A 16,634-nucleotide genomic window follows, 5' to 3' on the forward strand; every position below is an offset into this window, starting at 1 on the left:
CGTTCGTGTACTGTGCCGCGACGACCGACGGCCGCCGACCGGCCAGCCACCGTTGTCCCCGCAGGACCGCCCCCAGCAGTCGCGGCGTCCGCTCGGCCATCGCGGACAGCAGTCGAAGTTGCCGCGGTCGACCGGCCGACAGCGACGGCGGTACGGCGCCGCTGACGAGGGTGAGCGACGCGACGCTGTCGGCGTCGGCCTCGGCGAGCGCCAGCGCGTAGCAGGCGCCGCCGGAGAACGCGACGACGTCGGCCGTCTCGACGCCGGCGTGGTCGAGCACTGCCCGGAGGTCACGGGCGGTGCTCGTCGGAGTTCGGTCCGGGTCGTGGTCGGACCGACCGTAGCCCGGCCGGTCCGGGACGAGCAGTCTGACGCCGGCCGCTCGCGCGTCCTCGACGAGCAGTTCCCCGAACACCCGAGCGCCGGGCGTCCCGTGACAGCACAGCACCGGCCGTCCGTCGACCGGCCCGTACGTGGCGTACCAGACAGTCCGTCCGTCCGGGCGCGTCACCGTCTCCGTTCCCGCCTCGCGCGTCGTCTCCGTCGCGGCCCTCGCCATACGCAGCTGTCGGGGCGCGACGGCCGAGTCAGTGTTCCCGGATACGTCCGCTTATTTAAATACTGGTTCCGTAGACCGGCACGTGAAGCGAGTCAGGATGGTCGCGACGTACGACCGGGAAGCGGCGACCCCGACCCACCGCGCGGTGATGACCACCGACGGCGTCTCGCGGGCGTCGGTCCTCGTGTGGGGGCCGACGGCGACGGCGACGACGCTGGCGTGGTTCGACGCCGACCGGGCGGTCGTCGCGGGGATACACGAGGACCGTTCGGCGGTCGCGTCGCATCGACTGGTCGCGGGCGACGGCGGCACGTACGCGTTCGTCGACCGGGAGCGTCCCGAGTTCGACGGCGACGTCTTCGAGCGCATCGCCGCGACCGAAGTCGCCTTCCTCCCGCCGATGGTGTTCCGCGAGGACGGGACGCTCACGTTCGAGGTGGTCGGCGAGCGGACGGCACTCAGCCGGTTCTACGAGTCGGTGTCGGTGAGTATCACGGCGGTCGATACCTTCGACCGGTACGGGCACGCGGCGACGCTGACCGACCGCCAGCGGGCGGCCCTGGAGGCGGCCGCGGACGCGGGATACTACGACCGCCCCCGAACCGGGAGCGTCGCGGATGTCGCGGACCGACTCGACTGTGCCCACAGCACGGCCGGGGAACTCCTCCGGCGGGCGGAGTCGGCGGTCGTCGGTGGCTTTCTCGACCACTCGCGGTAGGGATCACCCCGTGAAGACGATGGGCGCGGGGCTGAAACACAACAGGCCGAGGACGAGTGCCACGACGGCGACGGCCTGTCGCCTGCGCCCGACCGGCGTGTCGTCGATGGGGTCGGCGCCGCCGACGCGGGAGAACACGAGCGCGAACAGCCCCCAGACACCCCACAGGAACGCGGCACGGCTGTCTCCGAACAGGATATGGAAGCCCGCGATGCCCCACAGGGCGAACGGGACGACCAACTGGAGGCGGTCCAGCCAGTCGCCGATCAGCGCCCGCGTGACGTGGGCCCCGTCCAGTTGGCCGACGGGGATGAGGTTCAGGAAGGTGACGAACGCGCCGACCCACGCCGCGACGACGAGGGGGTTGACGATGCGGCCCGGTTGGGCGTAGTACAGCGGTTCGCCCAACAGCGCCGCGATGCCCTGAATCAACAGCGGAAATCCGATCTGGTAGTCCCGGACGAGCGCACCCGCGGGGAGGTCCACCGGCGGGAGGAGGACGCCGATAGCGGCGACGACGATGGTCGTCACCAGTCCCGCCAGCGGTCCGGCGACGCCGATGTCGAACAGCGCCGTCCGACTCGGGAGGTGGTCGCGCATCCGGATGACGGCCCCGAGCGTCCCGATCGGGTTGGGGATGGGGATGAAGTACGGCAGGGAGGCCTCGACTTCGTGGTGGCGGCTGAGGGCGTAGTGGCCGAGTTCGTGGGTGCCGAGGATACCGAGGACGCCGAGGGTGAAGGGCCACGCGCGGAGCGCGACCAGCGGGTCCTCGAAGACGGGGAGGCCGTACCACAGCGCCCCAGCAGCCAGCGTCGTGAGCACAGTCGCCGCGAGCATCAGGACGTTCGCCCACGGTACGCCGTCGACACCGAGCGACCGCTCGCGGGCGATCAGGACGTACTCGCCGGTGTCGTACTGGAGGGTGACGCGGTAGCCGCGCTCGCGGAACTGCGGTGCGAGCCGTTCGACCACGCGCTCGCGCGGCGTGAGCGGTTCGCCGTAGTAGCGCACCTCCTCGTCGCCGATATCGACGTCGTAGACGTAGAAGGTGTCCGATAGCGCCTCGGGCGCGGGGAGCCCCTGTGCTGGCGTCGGCGTCGGCATCACCTCCGTTTGGGACTGGACTGTGATATACTTGCTCACGGCGGGCCCGGATGGCATAGATCCCCGTCTCCCCAACGCTTTTTCTGACACGGCGCCTCCGTCCGGTATGGCCGATTCGCCGCCGTCACGCGATACTCCGGGAGAGCGGGGGCGATACGCGCCGACAGTGTTGTACGTCGACCCCGCAGCGGACCGGCGGGCGGCGGCGGTCGCCGCCGTCCGCGACGCGGGCGACCCGGTCGACGTCGTCACCGCGACGACCACCGACGACGCGACCGAGGACCTGACTGCGGACGGGGTCGTCGTCGCCCACGACCCGCCGGCCGTCGACGCGGCGGCCCTGCTCGACGCGGTCGAACGCGAGCGACCCGACGTGCCGGTGATCGTCCGTCTCTCGCCGGCGGCTATCGAATCGTTGGGCGAACGACTGTTCGTGGCGACGGACTACTACCTGCTCGACACCGGGAGCGACGATACCGTCGCCGACCGCATCACGACCGCGGTGAGCGACCGCGACTGGGCTGACATCGTCGACCGGATGACCGACGCCTTCTTCGCCCTCGACGAATCGTGGCACCTCACGTACGTCAACCGGGCGGCGGCACGGATACTCGGCTCCGCCGCGGGCGACCCCGACGCGACCCGGAGCGAGTTGGAGGGCAGACACTTTTGGAGCGCGATTCCCGACGCCGTCGACACCGTCTTCTACGAGGCCTACACCGCGGCGATGGACAACCAGGAGTCACGGACGCTCACCGAGTACTACGAGCCACTCGACGCGTGGTTCGACGTCACGGTCTACCCGTCCGCGACGGGGCTGTCGGTGTACGTCGCGACGTGACCGACCGCCAGCGACAGCGCGAACGACTGGAGCAACGCGAGCGAGTTCTCCGGGACATCTACACCGCTATCGCCGACAGCGACCAGTCCTTCGAGACGCAGGTCCAGCGCCTCCTCGAAATCGGCTGTGACGCCCTCGGCGTCTCCTACGGGACGCTCTCGCGCATCGAAGGCGAGGAGTACGTCTTCGAGGTGGTGGAGGCCCCGCCGGACACCCTCTCGGCGGGAGACGCCGTCCCGCTGTCGGCGACCAACTGCGAGCGGACCGTCGCGACCGAGCGGACGGTCGTCCTCGCCGACATCGAGCGCGAGGCCCCGGAGTTGGCCGAGCGGGCGGGCTACACCGAGATGGGCATCTCCTGTTACATCGGCGCGCCGGTGGTCGTCGAGGGCGACATCTACGGCACCTTCTGTTTCTACGACGACGAACCACGCAACGAGCCGTTCTCGGCGTGGGAGACGACGCTGGTCGACCTTCTCGGGAAGTGGGTGAGCTACGAACTCGACCGTACCCAGACCCACCGGGACTTGCAGGCCCAGAACGAGCGCCTCGAACAGTTCGCGTCCATCGTCAGCCACGACCTCCGGAACCCGCTGGACGTCGCCATCAACAGGCTCGACTTGATCGAGACGGACGAGGACGACGCCGAGAACGTCGCCGCTATCCAGCGGTCTCACGAGCGAATGGTCGAACTGATCGACGACCTGCTGTTGCTAGCTCGGGAGGGGAAATCCAGCGCCGACCCGAGTCCGGTCGCCCTCGAACAGGTCGCCCGCTGGGCGTGGGAGCAGGTCGACACCGGCGACGCGACGCTGACCGTCTCGACCGACCGGCGCGTGCTCGCCGACCCCAGCTACCTCCAGCGAATCCTCGAGAACCTCTTCCGGAACAGCCTCGAACACGGCCGGCCCGACGGCGACACGCCGCTCGCGCTGACCGTCGGCGACACCGAGAACGGCTTCTTCGTCGCCGACGACGGCCGCGGCATCGACGACGCCGACCGGGAGGCCGTCTTCGAGGCCGGCTACACAAACGGCCCGGACAGCACCGGACTGGGGCTGGCTATCGTCGACCGCCTCGCCACGGCCCACGGCTGGAGCGTCGATATCACCGACGCCGAGGGCGGCGGCGCTCGCTTCGCCTTCGGCGGCGTCCGGGTCCACGAGGACGGCTGACCGACCCGACAGGCACTTGCCGATCGATTCGAAACGTCGAGTATGCCGCTGATGTCCGACGACGACTTCACGGTCCACACCGACGACTGCGAGAAGCAGGAGGGCGGGTGGATGCCCATCTCGGATTTGCCCGACGAGGTGTCCGACATCGAGGACTTAGAGTGTGAGTGCTGGTCGGCGTTCGACTCGCTCGCGGCGGTCCAGAACGGCTAGAGCGGGCCGCTTTTGACTCTCGGCCGCCAAACGACGGATACGCGTGGCGATCACCGACAAGATATACATCAAAAACCACCGCCAGATCGTCTCCCAGATAGAGACGTCCATCCCGAAAAGCGCCTTCGCCGGGGCGACGCTGGACCTCCTGTTCCAGGGCGAGGGGCTGGCGAAACTCGACGACGCGACCCGCGACCGGGTGCTTGACTTCGCCGAGGACTTTCTGGACTGTGACTGTCAGGCCAGCCCCCACTGTGGCTGTCCCGAGCGGAAGTTCCTCCGGTACTTACTGGACCTCCGGGCGCAGGGACTGGGTCCCCAGTCCATCGTCGACGTGATGGGCGAAGACTACATGCTGTACGCCTACACCGGCGACGTCCGGTCGTTTCTGGACGACTCGATACGGACGCTGGAGGCGGTCGAGACGCTGGCGGACGTCGACGGGCGGACGGAGACGGCACACAGAGCGAGAGAGAAACGCCAGCAGTTGCTCTAGAGGTCCTCGAAGTCGCCGATGCGGTAGGGCTTTTCCTCGTCGTCGTCGCCGTCTAGGTCCTCCAGTTGGATGACTTCCTCGTCGCTGGACTCGCTGACCTGCTGGCGGAGTTTCGTCGCGTAGCGCTTGTACTCCTCCAGTTGCTCGCGGAGGTGGTCGGCCTCCAGTTCGAGGCGTTCGTGCTCGCGGACGAAGCTCTTGGGCACCTCGACCTTCGGCGGGAAACTCTTCTCGTCTTCCTCTGCTTGGTTGAGTTCGTGTTCGGGAACGACCTCGACCTGCCCGTCGTGGGCGACCAGCAGGTCGACGTAGTCACGGAACACCGCCGACAGCGAGATGTCCCGTTCCTCGGCGATCTCCCGCAGCGTCTCGAACTTCTCTTGGCTGACGCGGAAGGAGATCGTCTTGTTTTGTTGCCCATACTTACCGGTAATCCTCGCTCCGCACACTTAATGATTCGTCAGACACGGCCGGCAGTGTCTGGTTAAGAGTGAAAAGTGAGGCGAATGTGATTTCTACTGTCTATGGCCGAAATCACACGCCTCAGCGGTAGTAGCGTGTGGATTGATTTGGATTTTGTGGAGCGCAAGCGGACACCCGAGCGGGCGATGAAGCTCGGTATTCAGATGCATATGGCCTAACCATCACTTTCAAAACCGTTATATTATTGATAATTTGGGTGTTTAACGCTCTCGAAAAGCAGTCCATGATTGGGTTCAGAAAGCCGACCTACAGCCAGTCAGCGATAAATCACCGAATCAGGTTGTAGTTGACGAAACCGTGATTCGAATCAATGGTCAGCAATTCTGGCTGTACGCCGCCGCGAATCCAAAGACGAATGAAATCCTGCACTTACGGCTGTTTTCGACCACGACAACCGCCCTCCCTGAAATATCTCTCACAGAACTGCGGCAAAACACGATGTCGAAACCGCCGTATCTCTCGTCGATAGTGAAAACACCTTCACGCTGCACTGCAACGAGCTGGACTCCGATTTCAGACAGAACGTCACGGAAACCGGAACGCTATCGAACGTATATTCAGAGAAGTAGAACGCCGAACTTCTTTGTTTTCAAACTGCTTCAGTCACGTCGAACCGAAGACAGCTGAAAATTGGCTCCAGAGTTTCGTTCACTGGCACAATGATTCAAACTAAATATCACCAACTAACTCGGGTGCGCAAAAATATATCGGCTCGGAATTAGATTTTTGCCAGCTTTCAAGACCGGTAAACACCTGATCAGCAGATCAGCCAGCCGTCACAGGCATCACAGGGACAACAGAAGAATCCGAGATCGTCTTCCTCCAGCAACGTTGCGAGGCAACTGGCACACGAAAATGTCAACCACCCTGCAGAGGCGACACACGCTCCACACGCAACTACTTCAAGCGCATAGGTGCTCGCAAGATCACTGATACAGCCAGTGTCCGGGATACCGCACGGAGCACAGGCAGTAAGTGGGTTCGCAAGTGCTGAATTACACGCACAGCCCTGTGTCGACACCTGTCTTCCTCTGGCTACCGGAAATGCCACGGAGTTCGATTCTTCCTTCACAGTTTTGGCGTTGGACGCACTGAATTGTCTGTGTTCTACCACGACAGGATCGGTCTCCACAGATTGGATTTCAACGCCGGCCTTGCGGAGTTCAGAGTCAACTTCGTCGGTGTCGGCATTGTAGTCGACTTCGGTGGTGGTGACGTATCCATGGGGGTCGATTTCGTCGGCCGTATTCCAGATGATTGCTCCTTTCTTCCGAGTGTCACCATCGTCGTCCAGATTGAGCGAATTTCTTCCTTTTTGAGTGAAAGGAATTCGGATGAACTTCCACTCCTTATCCTCAAAGGTCGTCCTGTAACCGACCATTGATTTTTTGTCGGGTTTGAGACCCTCTGACATAATTTTCTTCCGGATTGCTCGGATTCGGCTATCAGATTTGGCATCCGAGAATAAGTCCTGTTTTTCGGATTTTGTTAACTCTGTTATTTCCTTGTCCGGATCCATTGGAACGTCCTTTGCTGCAGCGGCGTTACCTATCGAGACGCCAGCAAACAGACTCGTAACGGCGCCAGCCATAAACGACCGACGGCCGTTCAATCGGAGATTTTGAGCCCCTTCCCATGCCTCGGCACACCCACCGCCAGAGTCGACCGCGTCGCTTAGTTTTTCTTGATGCTTCTTTTCGTGCTTATCGGGTTCTGAGTCCATATATTTTCACCCGCTAATCAAATATATCCTTATCCCGCTTAAATTTAGTCTATTTATATTTGAGTGTTATAAGTAGATATATGAAATAAGTTAGTCAATTTAGCATAATATCCTCAGACAGGCGACCGGATGGTCCCAACTGAGACGCTGGCAATCTAAATCGTCGCTTTTGCTAATCCTTCATAACGTGCAGGTAAGAGCCACTATTGTATCTGTCTTGTATCCCTTAGGAATATGGATGCTCCTCAAATTTCAACCATCCTTCGAAGGAGGAGTCTGTCTGATTGCGATATGGGAATAAAAATACAAACAGTATATTTAAGCCCTATAACGGCACCGAATCGGGAGATAGAGGCATTTGAAGATATCTTCATTTGCTGAACGGGATGTCCCAATTAATCCGGCAAGGGTGTTTCAAGTCACGGATAATAACCGCTACAAGAACGGCTTTGCGATGCCCCGTTTTTTTTAAGGAGTTGTCTCAGGCTAATTTTCTTCCCGGCCACTCACGACTCCGGAGGTTCTGGGTGACCTCACCAGCCACGATAGCAAAATACCACCAAGTATCACCAGGACACCGAGTTCCTCTGCCCAAATATGAGCCATCGAACCCCTTCGGGTAATATCGTCAAGAAATAGACCGACAGCAATCCCGATAAGAAATGTCACAACAGTTATTTTCTGCGTGATATCCCATTGGTCAATCCACGACTGATACACCGCTAGGAGACATGCGATGAGAAATAACCCAGGAACCGCGATACTTGACCAGTCCATATATATTCTGTAACGGATAGTCATTTACTCCTTTTGATATCACTATCTAAATTAACCCCACGTGAAACTCATTCAGACACGATTTGAGATCTGGAGACGATATTGATTGCTACGTCAGTGACAGTGATACGAACATCAAACGATTTGTTACGTACCTGTTTAAATTCGAATCTTGATAAGCCCGAAGCTGTGGTTCCATCGACTGGCGTATTGTTACCATCAACCCGGCGATCGTCCCGACAGATGTCGATGGTCACGGCAGTGTTTAGTTAAGCGTGAAAAGTGAGGTGGGAGAATTTCTTGGTGCCTAAGCCAGAAATCTGCCGCTTCAACGGTATTAACGAGTGGATTGTTTTAGATTTTGTAGAGTGTGAGCGGACACCCGAGCGGGCTATGAAGCTCGGTATTCAGATGCATATGGCTGGACTATCACTCTCGAATACAACCTCTGTTCTTTATAATTTGGGTGTCTAACGGTCTCGAAAAGCAGTCCACGATTGGGTTCAGAAAGCCGACCTACAGCCAGTCAGCGACAAATCACCGAATCAGGTTGCGGTCGACGAAACCGTGATTCGGATCAACGACCAGCAACTTTGGCTGTACGCCGCCGCAGATCCAAATACAAACGAAGTCCTCCACTTACGGCTGTTTTCGACCACGACAACCGCCCTCACTGAAATATTTCTCACAGAACTGCGGCAAAAACACGATGTCGAAACCGCCGTATTTCTCGTCGATGGTGGGAAACACCTCCACGCTGCACTGCAACGAGCCGGGCTCCGATTTCAGACAGAACGTTATAGAAATCGGAATGCTATCGAACATACATTTAGAAAAATAAAATAATAGAATAATTTGTTTTCAAACTGTTTCAGTCACGTCGAACCGAAGATAGCTGAAAACTGGCTCCAGAGTTTCGTTCGCTGGCTCAATACTCCAAACTAAACACTACCACACGGCCCCGCTCGGCGGGCCACCGGGGCGCTCGTAGTGTGTATCGTAGCTGTGTACCGGTTCGACCGCCCGAGTTCGTCCTGCGGAGTGACACGACGCAGGGCCCGGGAGGCGAGCAGCGTGCACCTCCCGGTGGGCGGTCGATACCGAAACAACCGAGATACTCTCAGTCGTCGGTCGAAGGGTCGGACCCCTCGGTGGCTACCGGCGCGTCGTCGCTCTCGGCCGCGTCGGTCGGCGCATCGTCGTCGTCCTCGCCGATGACGTTGTCCGTCCACGATCCGTAGAAATACCAGACGCCGACGACCAGCGCCGCGGCGATGTGGGAGAAGGCGATCCCCCACCAGACGCCGGAGGCGGCGAACCCGAAGGCCGTGATCAGGAGGTACGTTGGCGGGATGCGGACGCCCCACTGGGAGACCATCGAGAACACCATCGCGGTCCGGGTGCTCCCGGCCCCGCGGAAGCCGGCGTTGACGACCTGAAACAGCCCCATGAACACGTACGTCGGGCCGATGATCTGGAAGTAGCCAGTGCCGAGTTCGATGACGACCGGTTCGCCGGGGACGAACACTGCGACCAGCGGTCGGGCGAACACGAACACGAGGACGCTGACGAGGCCGAAGACGGCGACGACGATGCCGGTCGAGAGCATCACGGCTCGCTTGGCGCGTTCGGTCTCCTCGGCTCCGAGGTTCTGTCCGACGGCCGTCTCGGTCCCGCGGGCGAGGCCCACAGCGGGCAGGAAGACGAGGGTGTTGATGCGGTTGCCGACGCCGTAGGCGGCGACCGCCGGTCCCGAGACCAGCGCCGCGAGCGAGGTCATCACGGTGTACGCAAGCGAGTTCGCGCCCTGTTCGGCCGCGGTCGGCGTTCCGATCTCGACGATCTTCCGGACCGTCTCCGGGTCGAGCCACAGGTCCGACAGCGAGATGGTGATGCCCAGTCGGCCCGAGAACAGGAGGCCGAGACCGATTATCGCCGCGACGCCGCGGGAGAAGACCGTCGCCACCGCGGCCCCGACGACGCCGAATCCCTCGAACCCGGTCGCGGCGTACAACTGCGCCTGCATCGCGGTGAAGTCGACGCCGACGGGGAGCGAATCGGCGAGGGGAAAGAGGAGGTTGTCCTGAAAGCCGAGGATCAAAAACGGGTCGAGCAGGATGTTCAACACGACGCTTGCCCCCATGAGGTACATCGGCGTCATCGTGTCGCCGTAGCCGCGCAACAGCGCCTGAAAGACGAAGAAGCCGAACATGAAGACGACGCCGACGAAGATGACGCGGGTGTACTCGACGGCCAGCGAGATGGCTTCGGGGTCCGCCGAGCCACCGATCAGCGGCAGGAGGTACGGCGAGAGGACGAACCCGATGGCGGCCAGTCCGACCGACACCAGCGAGACGAAGGCGATGGTCTGGCCGGCGACGTGACGGACCTGTTCGGTGTTGCCCGCGCCGGTGTTCTGAGAGACCAGCACCGTCCCCGCCACCGTCAGCCCGCCGCCGAGGCTGATCATCAGGAAGACGAACGGCAGCGACAGCGACAGCGCCGTCACCGCGCTCTGTCCCAGCCGTCCGACCCAGAACGTGTCTGCGAGATTGTACATCACCTGCATCAACTGCGAGGCCACGATGGGGAGCGACAGCAGTATCAGCGGCTTCAACAGCGGCCCTTCGGTGAGGTTGTGTCCTCTGGCGTCGTCACTGTCCGGCACGGACACACACCTCCGACGTTGTCGGCACGAGCTGCATCTGACTACTTGGTCAGCTAGTGTCGACGGGGAAAAACGTGCCGGATCGGACGGTCCGTCGAGCCGACTGGCTGAATACGGCCTGAAATATGGTTTTGAACGTTCTACCAATCTCTGCGGTGGTAAGACGCTATCGTTGAAACGGATGAACGGAGTGACGCCGGAGGGGGTTTATGGAGTGATTCATCGTACGAACAGTCGATGACAGCCGACAGACTACTGGCACTGGCGATGGCGGCGCTGATGGTGACCGCGGGGCTTGCGGTCGCGACACCGGTTGCCGCCGCGGACGGGGATGCCATCACCGTCCAGACAGCGGACGCGACCGACGTGACGGCGTCGGACGCGACCCTGCAGGGGAACCTCACACACGTAACCGACACCGTGACGAGCGCTGACGTGGCGGTCACCTACTGGGAGGCCGGTGACCCGGCGAACAACACGACCGTCGACGCGGGCGAACTGACCGCGACCGGCGAGTTCAGCGCCCACGCGACGGGACTGGACAACGGGACGACCTACGCCTACCGGGCGACCGCCGAGGCGAACGGGACGGCCGTCGAGGGGAGTGTCGTCGAGTTCACCACCGCCGACCGCGAGATAGCGCTCGACGTGGCGACCGAACCGCCGACGAACGTCACCGACACCGCGGCGACGCTGGTCGCCAACCTCACCGAACTGGACGACGCGGCCACCGACGCGTCGGTGAGCTTCCAGTACTGGGTCGAAGGCGACCGCTCGAGTAAGGAGAAAGTCGAACTGGACGCCAACGGCACCGGTACCTACACCGCGGCGGTCGAGAACCTGACCGCCGGCGAGACATACGTCGTCCGCGCCCACGCCGAAACCGGCGCGAGCGACGTGAACTACACCGCCGACGACCGCGGCGCGGAACTGACGTTCACCACCGGGACCGGCGAGTTCGGCGTCACGACTGGCGACGCTTCGGACGTGACGAACAGTTCGGCGACGCTGAACGGCGATCTGACTGGTCTGAACGGCTCGGCAGATGCGTCGGTCGGCTTCGAGTACTACCCCGAGGGTGACGCCGCCAACGCGAGCAGCGTCGACGCCGGCGAGCGCAGTTCCGTCGGGGCCTTCAGTGCCGAGGTCACCGGACTCGACAACGGCACCACGTACGTCTACACCGCGACGGCATCGGCCGACAACGCGACCGTCGTCGGCGAGAACGTGACGTTCACGCCCGGCGCGAGCGACGACGGCCCGACCTACGAAGCGACCAGCCGTTCGGGCAGTGGCTCGTCGATGTCCTCGGTGGTCTGAACGACGACGGGGACGACAGCGACGAACCGTTCGGACAGATCATCTCCGCTATCGTCACGGCGAACAACCCCGGCAACGGGGAGGGCCCGCCCGAACACGCCGGCCCGCCCGCGGACGCCGGACCGGACCGTGACGACGAGAGCGAGAACGAGACCGACGACGACAACGAGACCGAGGACGACCGGCGCGGTCCGCCCGAACACGCCGGCCCGCCCGAGGATGCCGGTCCGGACCGTGACGACGACGAGTCCGAGGACGAGAGTGACGAGGAAGAGGAGAGCGACGAAGAGGACGAGGCTGAAGACGAGAGTGACGAGGAGGACGAGGCTGAAGACGAGAGCGACGAAGAGGACGAGAGCGACGAAGAGGACGAGAGCGACGAAGAGGACGAGGCTAAAGACGAGAGCGACGAGGAGGATGAAGCGGACGAAGAAGACGAGAGTGACGAAGAAGAGGAGAACGACGAAGAGGACGAAGCAGACGACGATGACGAGGAACGCGGCGGCGGTCCGCCCGCCGACAGTCCGGGTAACGGGCACGGCCCGCCCTGAGACGCGGTCTTTTCTCCCGCGGTGAGACTCCGGCAGGGTTTTGCCGACGCTGGCCGTGCATCGAGATATGACAGCGACGCCGATTTCCGAGGACATCGACGACTTGGACGCGACAGTCGAGTCCGGCCGCAAGAAGATCGACTGGGCGCGCCAGCATATGTCCATCGTGGAGTCCCTCCGCGAGGAGTTCGAGACCGAACAACCGCTCGCGGGCGAGACTATCGCGATGGCGATGCACGTCGAGGCGACGACCGCGGTCCTGACGGAGGCGCTCGCCGCCGCGGGAGCGGAGGTCGCCATCACCGGTTGTAACCCGCTCTCGACCCACGACGACGTGAGCGCGGCGCTCGACGCCCACGACTCGATCACGTCCTACGCCCGCCGGGGCGTCGACGACGAGGCCTACTACGAGGCGATGGACGCCGTCGTCGGCCACGACCCGACGATCACCATCGACGACGGCGCGGACCTCGTCTTTCTGATCCACGAGGAGTACCCCGAACTGATCGACTCCGTCGTCGGTGGCTGTGAGGAGACGACCACCGGGGTTCACCGCCTGCGGGCGATGGACGACGACGGCGCCCTCGAGTATCCGATGTTCGCGGTCAACGACACGCCGATGAAACGGCTGTTCGACAACGTCCACGGGACCGGCGAGGCCTCGCTGGTCTCCATCGAACTCACGACGAACCTCGCCATCGCCGGCAAGACGGTCGTCGTCGGCGGCTACGGCCAGTGTGGCAAGGGCGTCGCCAAGAAGGCCTCTGGCTGAACGCCGACGTGGTCGTCACCGAGGTCGACCCCCGGCGCGCGCTTGAGGCCCACATGGAGGGCTTCGAGGTCCTCTCGATGGACGAGGCCGCGAAGAAAGGTGACCTCTTCGTGACGACGACGGGCAACCGCGATATCGTCACCGAGGAGCACTTCGAGGTGATGCAGGACGGCGTGTTGCTCTCGAACGCCGGTCACTTCGACGTGGAGATCAACCTCGACCAACTGGAGGCGATGGCCGAGGAGGTCTTCGAGGCCCGCGACGGCGTCACGGGCTACGTGATGCCCGACGGCCGCCAGTTGAACGTCCTCGCCGAGGGCCGGCTGGTCAACCTCGCCTCGCCCGTCGCCGAGGGCCATCCCGTCGAGGTGATGGACCAGAGCTTCGGCATTCAGGCGGTCTGCGCCCGCGAGATGGCCGAAAACGGCAGCGAGTACGGTCCGGGCGTCCACGAGGTGCCCGACCGTCTAGACCGGGAGGTCGCCGAGATCAAACTCGACGCCGAGGGGATCGAGATAGACGAACTCAGCGACGAGCAGCGCGAGTACATGAACTCCTGGCAGCACGGCACCTGATCGGCTCAGTCGTCGGCGGCCGCCATCTCGGTGTTCCGCACGAGGTCGTCGACGAGTTCGTCGACGGCCCCATTGACGTCGGTGATCTGGCCCGTCTGGTCGTCTATCTCCTCGACGATTTCCTCGACTTCGGTCGCTATCGTCTCGGCGTTGGTCGTCGACTGGTCGACCATACTGGCGACCTCCTCGGCGGAGGCGGCCTGCTGGTCGGTGGCGCTGGCGACCTCCTGAATCCCGGTGTTGATCTCCCGGACGGCCTCGCCCAGTTCCTCGAGAATCTCCATCGCCTCGCTGACAGTGCCGATGCCTTGGTCGATCCGTTCGTTGCTCTCTTCGAGACTGTCGACGGCGTTCTCGGTGTCGTCCCGGATGGAGTCGACCATCCCCTCGATACGGCTTGCCTCCTGTTGGGCCTGTTCGGCCAGCGATTTGACCTCGTCGGCGACGACGGCGAAGCCCTCGCCGGCCTCGCCGGCGCGGGCGGCCTCGATGGAGGCGTTCAGCGCCAGCATGTTCGTCTGGTCGGCGATATCGTTGATTATCTCGACGACTTCGTCTATCTCCCGGACGCTCCGCTGGATCGTCCGGACGTCCTCGCTGACGCTGTCGGAGGCGTCGCTGATCTCCTCCATCACGCCGATGGTCTCGTCGGCGGCCGCCTGTCCCCGTTGGCCAGTCGCTCGGCCTCTTGGCTGGACGCCGACACCTCCTCCGTCGAGGACGCCACCTCCTCGACGGCCGCGCTGAGGTTCGAAATCTCGTCGGCGACCTTGTCCATCCCCTGGTACTGCTCGGCCGTCATATCCTTGATGTAGTCGGCCCGTTCGGCCACTTCGACCGAGGAGTCTTCCAGTTTCGCAATCGAGGTCTGAATCTCGCTGGCGGCCTCGTGGTCGTAGCCAGCGTTCCTGTCGATGTCCTCCTCGATTGTCTCGACGTCCCGGTCGATGTCCGAGTCGATACCAGTCTCTGACATTGTCACACCGTCTCTCAGTATCGAATATGTACGGTATGCCTAACCAGATAGGGGACGTTGCTTCCGAGAACGGATTGCCCGTTCACAGGCACGCCGGCGAACGGATCGGTACCTCAGAGCTCGCCTTTGGTACTGGCCACGTCGCTGCGGCGGTCGTCGACGCGCGTCGCGTCGTCGAGGCTCCGGGCGAGGCACTTGAACAGCGCCTCTATCTCGTGGTGGGCGTTCTCGCCGTCGACGCCGGCGTGTAGCGTCAGGCCGGCGTTCATCGCCAGCGAGCGCAGGAAGTGGTTGGCCATATCGCTGGTCATCCCGCCGACGGACGCCTGAGAGAACTCGCCGTCGAACTCGAAGTACGGCCGGCCGGAGATGTCGACGACGACGTTGGCGACGGCCTCGTCCAGCGGAACGCGCCGGTCGGCGAAGCGCTGGATGCCGCGCTTCTCGCCCAGCGCTTCCGCGAAGGCCTCCCCGAGCGTGATGGCCACGTCCTCGACGGTGTGGTGGTCGTCGATGTCGAGGTCACCGTCGCAACTGACGGTGAGGTCGAACAGGCCGTGTGTCCCGAAGGAGTCGAGCATGTGGTCGAAAAAGCCGATGCCGGTGTCGACGGTGGTGTCGCCGTCGCCGTCGACGTCGAGGGTCACCTCGATGTCCGTCTCGGCCGTCTCGCGCGTCACGGCCGCGGTGCGGTCGGGCATACGCGACTGCAGGCGGCCCCGGAATAAGTGTCTGCCGTCACTCGACGGCGGCCATCGCCGCCTCGAGCGTGAACGACCCCTCGTACAGCGCGCTTCCGACGACGACAGCCGCCGCGCCCGCGTCCCGCAGGGCGACGACGTCATCGACCGTTGCGACTCCGCCGCTGGCGACGACGGGGATGTCGACGGCCTCGACGACCCGGCGGACCGGGTCGGTCCGGACCCCTTCGAGTTGCCCCTCGACGTCGACGTCGGTGAAGAGGATGCCGCCCGCACCGAGGTCCTCGTAGCGGGTCGCGGCCTCGGCGGGGTCCAGTCCGGTCCCCTCGGTCCATCCCGAGACGACGACTTCGCCGTCCTTGGCGTCGAGGCTCACGAGGACACTGCCCGGGTGGCTCTCACTTATCTCCGCGACGATGTCCGGGTTCTCGACCGCCGCAGTCCCGAGGATGACGCGGTCGACACCGGAGTCAAGCAGCGAGACGGCTCCCTCGGCGGTCCGGATGCCGCCGCCGAGTTGGATGGGCACGTCCACTGCCTCGCGGACGGCCGTGATGGCGTCGGCGTTCGCTCGCTCGCCCTCGAAGGCCCCGTCGAGGTCGACGAGGTGCAGCGTCTCGGCGCCGGCCTCGACCCACCGCTGTGCCGCCTCGACGGGGTCGCCGTAGGCCTTGCCCGTCCCGCGCTCCCCGCCGACCAACTGGACGACCTGCCCGTCCTGCATGTCCACCGCCGGGATCACCTCGAACTGTTCGAACATACGCCGACGTGGTCGGCCGGCGGGCGAAAGCGTGTCGGTCCACCGCTCGCCAGCGCCGCCGCTAAGTGCCCGCTGGCCGAACGACGCCCGTGGACGCCTACCGCATCGCCTACGACGGCCGCCCGTTCCGGGGCTTCCAGCGCCAACCGGACGTGGCGACCGTCTCGGACACGCTCATCGACGCGCTCGACTCTCTCGGCGTCGAGACGGACGCCGACG

Annotated in this window: 14 protein-coding genes and 5 pseudogenes; 10 read left to right on the forward strand and 9 right to left on the reverse strand. The window is 63.3% G+C overall.

Translation table 11 applies throughout. The features are described from left to right. Positions 1 to 559 (reverse strand): alpha/beta fold hydrolase (locus GJ629_RS07695; RefSeq protein WP_157512471.1); only part of this gene is annotated, 559 nt, incomplete at its 3' end. Between the two features lie 82 nt (positions 560 to 641). Between GJ629_RS07695 and GJ629_RS07700 the strand changes: the two genes are divergently transcribed. Further along, entirely contained in the window at positions 642 to 1,277 is a 636-nt protein-coding gene (locus tag GJ629_RS07700) for a helix-turn-helix domain-containing protein (RefSeq protein ID WP_370515823.1), read from the forward strand. Positions 1,278 to 1,280: 3 nt separating this feature from the next. On the opposite strand, the gene GJ629_RS07705 is transcribed toward GJ629_RS07700, so the two are convergent. After that, a complete protein-coding gene (locus tag GJ629_RS07705; protein ID WP_157512472.1) occupies positions 1,281 to 2,384 on the reverse strand; it encodes a site-2 protease family protein in 1,104 nt (367 codons plus the stop codon). A gap of 106 nt (positions 2,385 to 2,490) precedes the next feature. Between GJ629_RS07705 and GJ629_RS07710 the strand changes: the two genes are divergently transcribed. The 4 genes from GJ629_RS07710 to GJ629_RS07720 are packed head-to-tail and all read left to right on the forward strand — an operon-like array spanning position 2,491 to position 5,109. After that, a complete protein-coding gene (locus GJ629_RS07710; protein WP_157512473.1) occupies positions 2,491 to 3,225 on the forward strand; it encodes a PAS domain-containing protein in 735 nt (244 codons plus the stop codon). Next, the gene (locus GJ629_RS07715; RefSeq protein ID WP_197428495.1) at positions 3,222 to 4,400 is read left to right on the forward strand and encodes a GAF domain-containing sensor histidine kinase; all 1,179 of its coding nucleotides are present in this window, start codon (positions 3,222 to 3,224) and stop codon (positions 4,398 to 4,400) included. The genes GJ629_RS07710 and GJ629_RS07715 overlap by 4 nt, the downstream gene beginning before the upstream one ends. Before the next feature lie 42 nt (positions 4,401 to 4,442). After that, positions 4,443 to 4,613 carry a hypothetical protein gene (locus GJ629_RS16135; RefSeq protein WP_197428496.1) on the forward strand — a complete coding sequence of 57 codons (171 nt, stop codon included), beginning with the start codon at positions 4,443 to 4,445 and terminating at the stop codon, positions 4,611 to 4,613. A 43-nt stretch (positions 4,614 to 4,656) separates the two neighbouring features. Next, on the forward strand, positions 4,657 to 5,109 hold the full coding sequence (locus tag GJ629_RS07720; protein WP_370515824.1) for a DUF5814 domain-containing protein: 453 nt from the start codon (positions 4,657 to 4,659) through the stop codon (positions 5,107 to 5,109). Here the strand turns inward: GJ629_RS07720 and GJ629_RS07725 are convergent. Next, on the reverse strand, positions 5,106 to 5,558 hold the full coding sequence (locus tag GJ629_RS07725) for a CopG family transcriptional regulator (RefSeq protein WP_370515825.1): 453 nt from the start codon (positions 5,556 to 5,558) through the stop codon (positions 5,106 to 5,108). The genes GJ629_RS07720 and GJ629_RS07725 overlap by 4 nt on opposite strands. A 75-nt stretch (positions 5,559 to 5,633) precedes the next feature. On the opposite strand from GJ629_RS07725, the pseudogene GJ629_RS07730 reads away from it, so the two are divergent. Next, positions 5,634 to 6,265, forward strand: a pseudogene (locus GJ629_RS07730) (IS6 family transposase). Between the two features lie 84 nt (positions 6,266 to 6,349). On the opposite strand, the gene GJ629_RS07735 reads toward GJ629_RS07730, so the two are convergent. Next, on the reverse strand, positions 6,350 to 7,315 hold the full coding sequence (locus tag GJ629_RS07735; protein ID WP_231754545.1) for a hypothetical protein: 966 nt from the start codon (positions 7,313 to 7,315) through the stop codon (positions 6,350 to 6,352). Between the two features lie 1,080 nt (positions 7,316 to 8,395). Between GJ629_RS07735 and GJ629_RS07740 the strand changes: the two are divergent. Continuing rightward, a pseudogene (locus GJ629_RS07740) lies at positions 8,396 to 9,037 on the forward strand (IS6 family transposase). Between the two features lie 175 nt (positions 9,038 to 9,212). Here GJ629_RS07740 and GJ629_RS07745 read toward each other — a convergent pair. Continuing rightward, complete coding sequence (locus GJ629_RS07745; RefSeq protein WP_370515826.1) at positions 9,213 to 10,760, reverse strand: MATE family efflux transporter; 1,548 nt, start codon at positions 10,758 to 10,760, stop codon at positions 9,213 to 9,215. A gap of 237 nt (positions 10,761 to 10,997) precedes the next feature. Here GJ629_RS07745 and GJ629_RS07750 point away from each other — a divergent pair, with 237 nt between their 5' ends. Next, complete coding sequence (locus GJ629_RS07750; protein ID WP_157512476.1) at positions 10,998 to 12,080, forward strand: hypothetical protein; 1,083 nt, start codon at positions 10,998 to 11,000, stop codon at positions 12,078 to 12,080. Here GJ629_RS07750 and GJ629_RS07755 read toward each other — a convergent pair. Next, a complete protein-coding gene (locus GJ629_RS07755) occupies positions 12,026 to 12,619 on the reverse strand; it encodes a hypothetical protein (RefSeq protein WP_157512477.1) in 594 nt (197 codons plus the stop codon). The two genes, GJ629_RS07750 and GJ629_RS07755, sit on opposite strands and share 55 nt — an antisense overlap. Positions 12,620 to 12,698: 79 nt before the next feature. On the opposite strand from GJ629_RS07755, the pseudogene GJ629_RS07760 reads away from it, so the two are divergent. Further along, a pseudogene (locus tag GJ629_RS07760) lies at positions 12,699 to 13,978 on the forward strand (adenosylhomocysteinase). 5 nt (positions 13,979 to 13,983) lie between these two features. Here the strand turns inward: GJ629_RS07760 and GJ629_RS17935 are convergent. The 3 genes and pseudogenes from GJ629_RS17935 to hisA form a co-directional block, all read right to left on the reverse strand. Beyond that, positions 13,984 to 14,954: pseudogene (locus GJ629_RS17935) on the reverse strand (methyl-accepting chemotaxis protein). 113 nt (positions 14,955 to 15,067) lie between these two features. Then, positions 15,068 to 15,655 (reverse strand): imidazoleglycerol-phosphate dehydratase HisB, encoded by a 588-nt coding sequence (gene hisB / locus GJ629_RS07770; protein WP_157512478.1) that lies wholly within the window; start codon positions 15,653 to 15,655, stop codon positions 15,068 to 15,070. Between the two features lie 37 nt (positions 15,656 to 15,692). Then, entirely contained in the window at positions 15,693 to 16,415 is a 723-nt protein-coding gene (hisA, locus tag GJ629_RS07775) for a 1-(5-phosphoribosyl)-5-[(5-phosphoribosylamino)methylideneamino]imidazole-4-carboxamide isomerase (RefSeq protein ID WP_157512479.1), read from the reverse strand. 89 nt (positions 16,416 to 16,504) lie between these two features. Between hisA and GJ629_RS07780 the strand changes: the two are divergent. Continuing rightward, positions 16,505 to 16,634, forward strand: a pseudogene (locus GJ629_RS07780) (tRNA pseudouridine(38-40) synthase TruA); the annotation flags it as partial.

Origin of the sequence: Halapricum sp. CBA1109, from assembly GCF_009741825.1 — an archaeon.
Lineage (GTDB): Archaea > Halobacteriota > Halobacteria > Halobacteriales > Haloarculaceae > Halapricum.

What these genes read in the sequence shown, in the direction of transcription:
- GJ629_RS07705 (WP_157512472.1), bottom strand. Translation starts at nt 2,384, where the DNA reads ATGCCGACGCCGACGCCAGCACAGGGGCTCCCCGCGCCCGAGGCGCTA.
- GJ629_RS07710 (WP_157512473.1), top strand. Translation starts at nt 2,491, where the DNA reads ATGGCCGATTCGCCGCCGTCACGCGATACTCCGGGAGAGCGGGGGCGA.
- GJ629_RS16135 (WP_197428496.1), top strand. Translation starts at nt 4,443, where the DNA reads ATGCCGCTGATGTCCGACGACGACTTCACGGTCCACACCGACGACTGC.
- GJ629_RS07735 (WP_231754545.1), bottom strand. Translation starts at nt 7,315, where the DNA reads ATGGACTCAGAACCCGATAAGCACGAAAAGAAGCATCAAGAAAAACTA.
- GJ629_RS07750 (WP_157512476.1), top strand. Translation starts at nt 10,998, where the DNA reads ATGACAGCCGACAGACTACTGGCACTGGCGATGGCGGCGCTGATGGTG.
- hisB (WP_157512478.1), bottom strand. Translation starts at nt 15,655, where the DNA reads ATGCCCGACCGCACCGCGGCCGTGACGCGCGAGACGGCCGAGACGGAC.
- hisA (WP_157512479.1), bottom strand. Translation starts at nt 16,415, where the DNA reads ATGTTCGAACAGTTCGAGGTGATCCCGGCGGTGGACATGCAGGACGGG.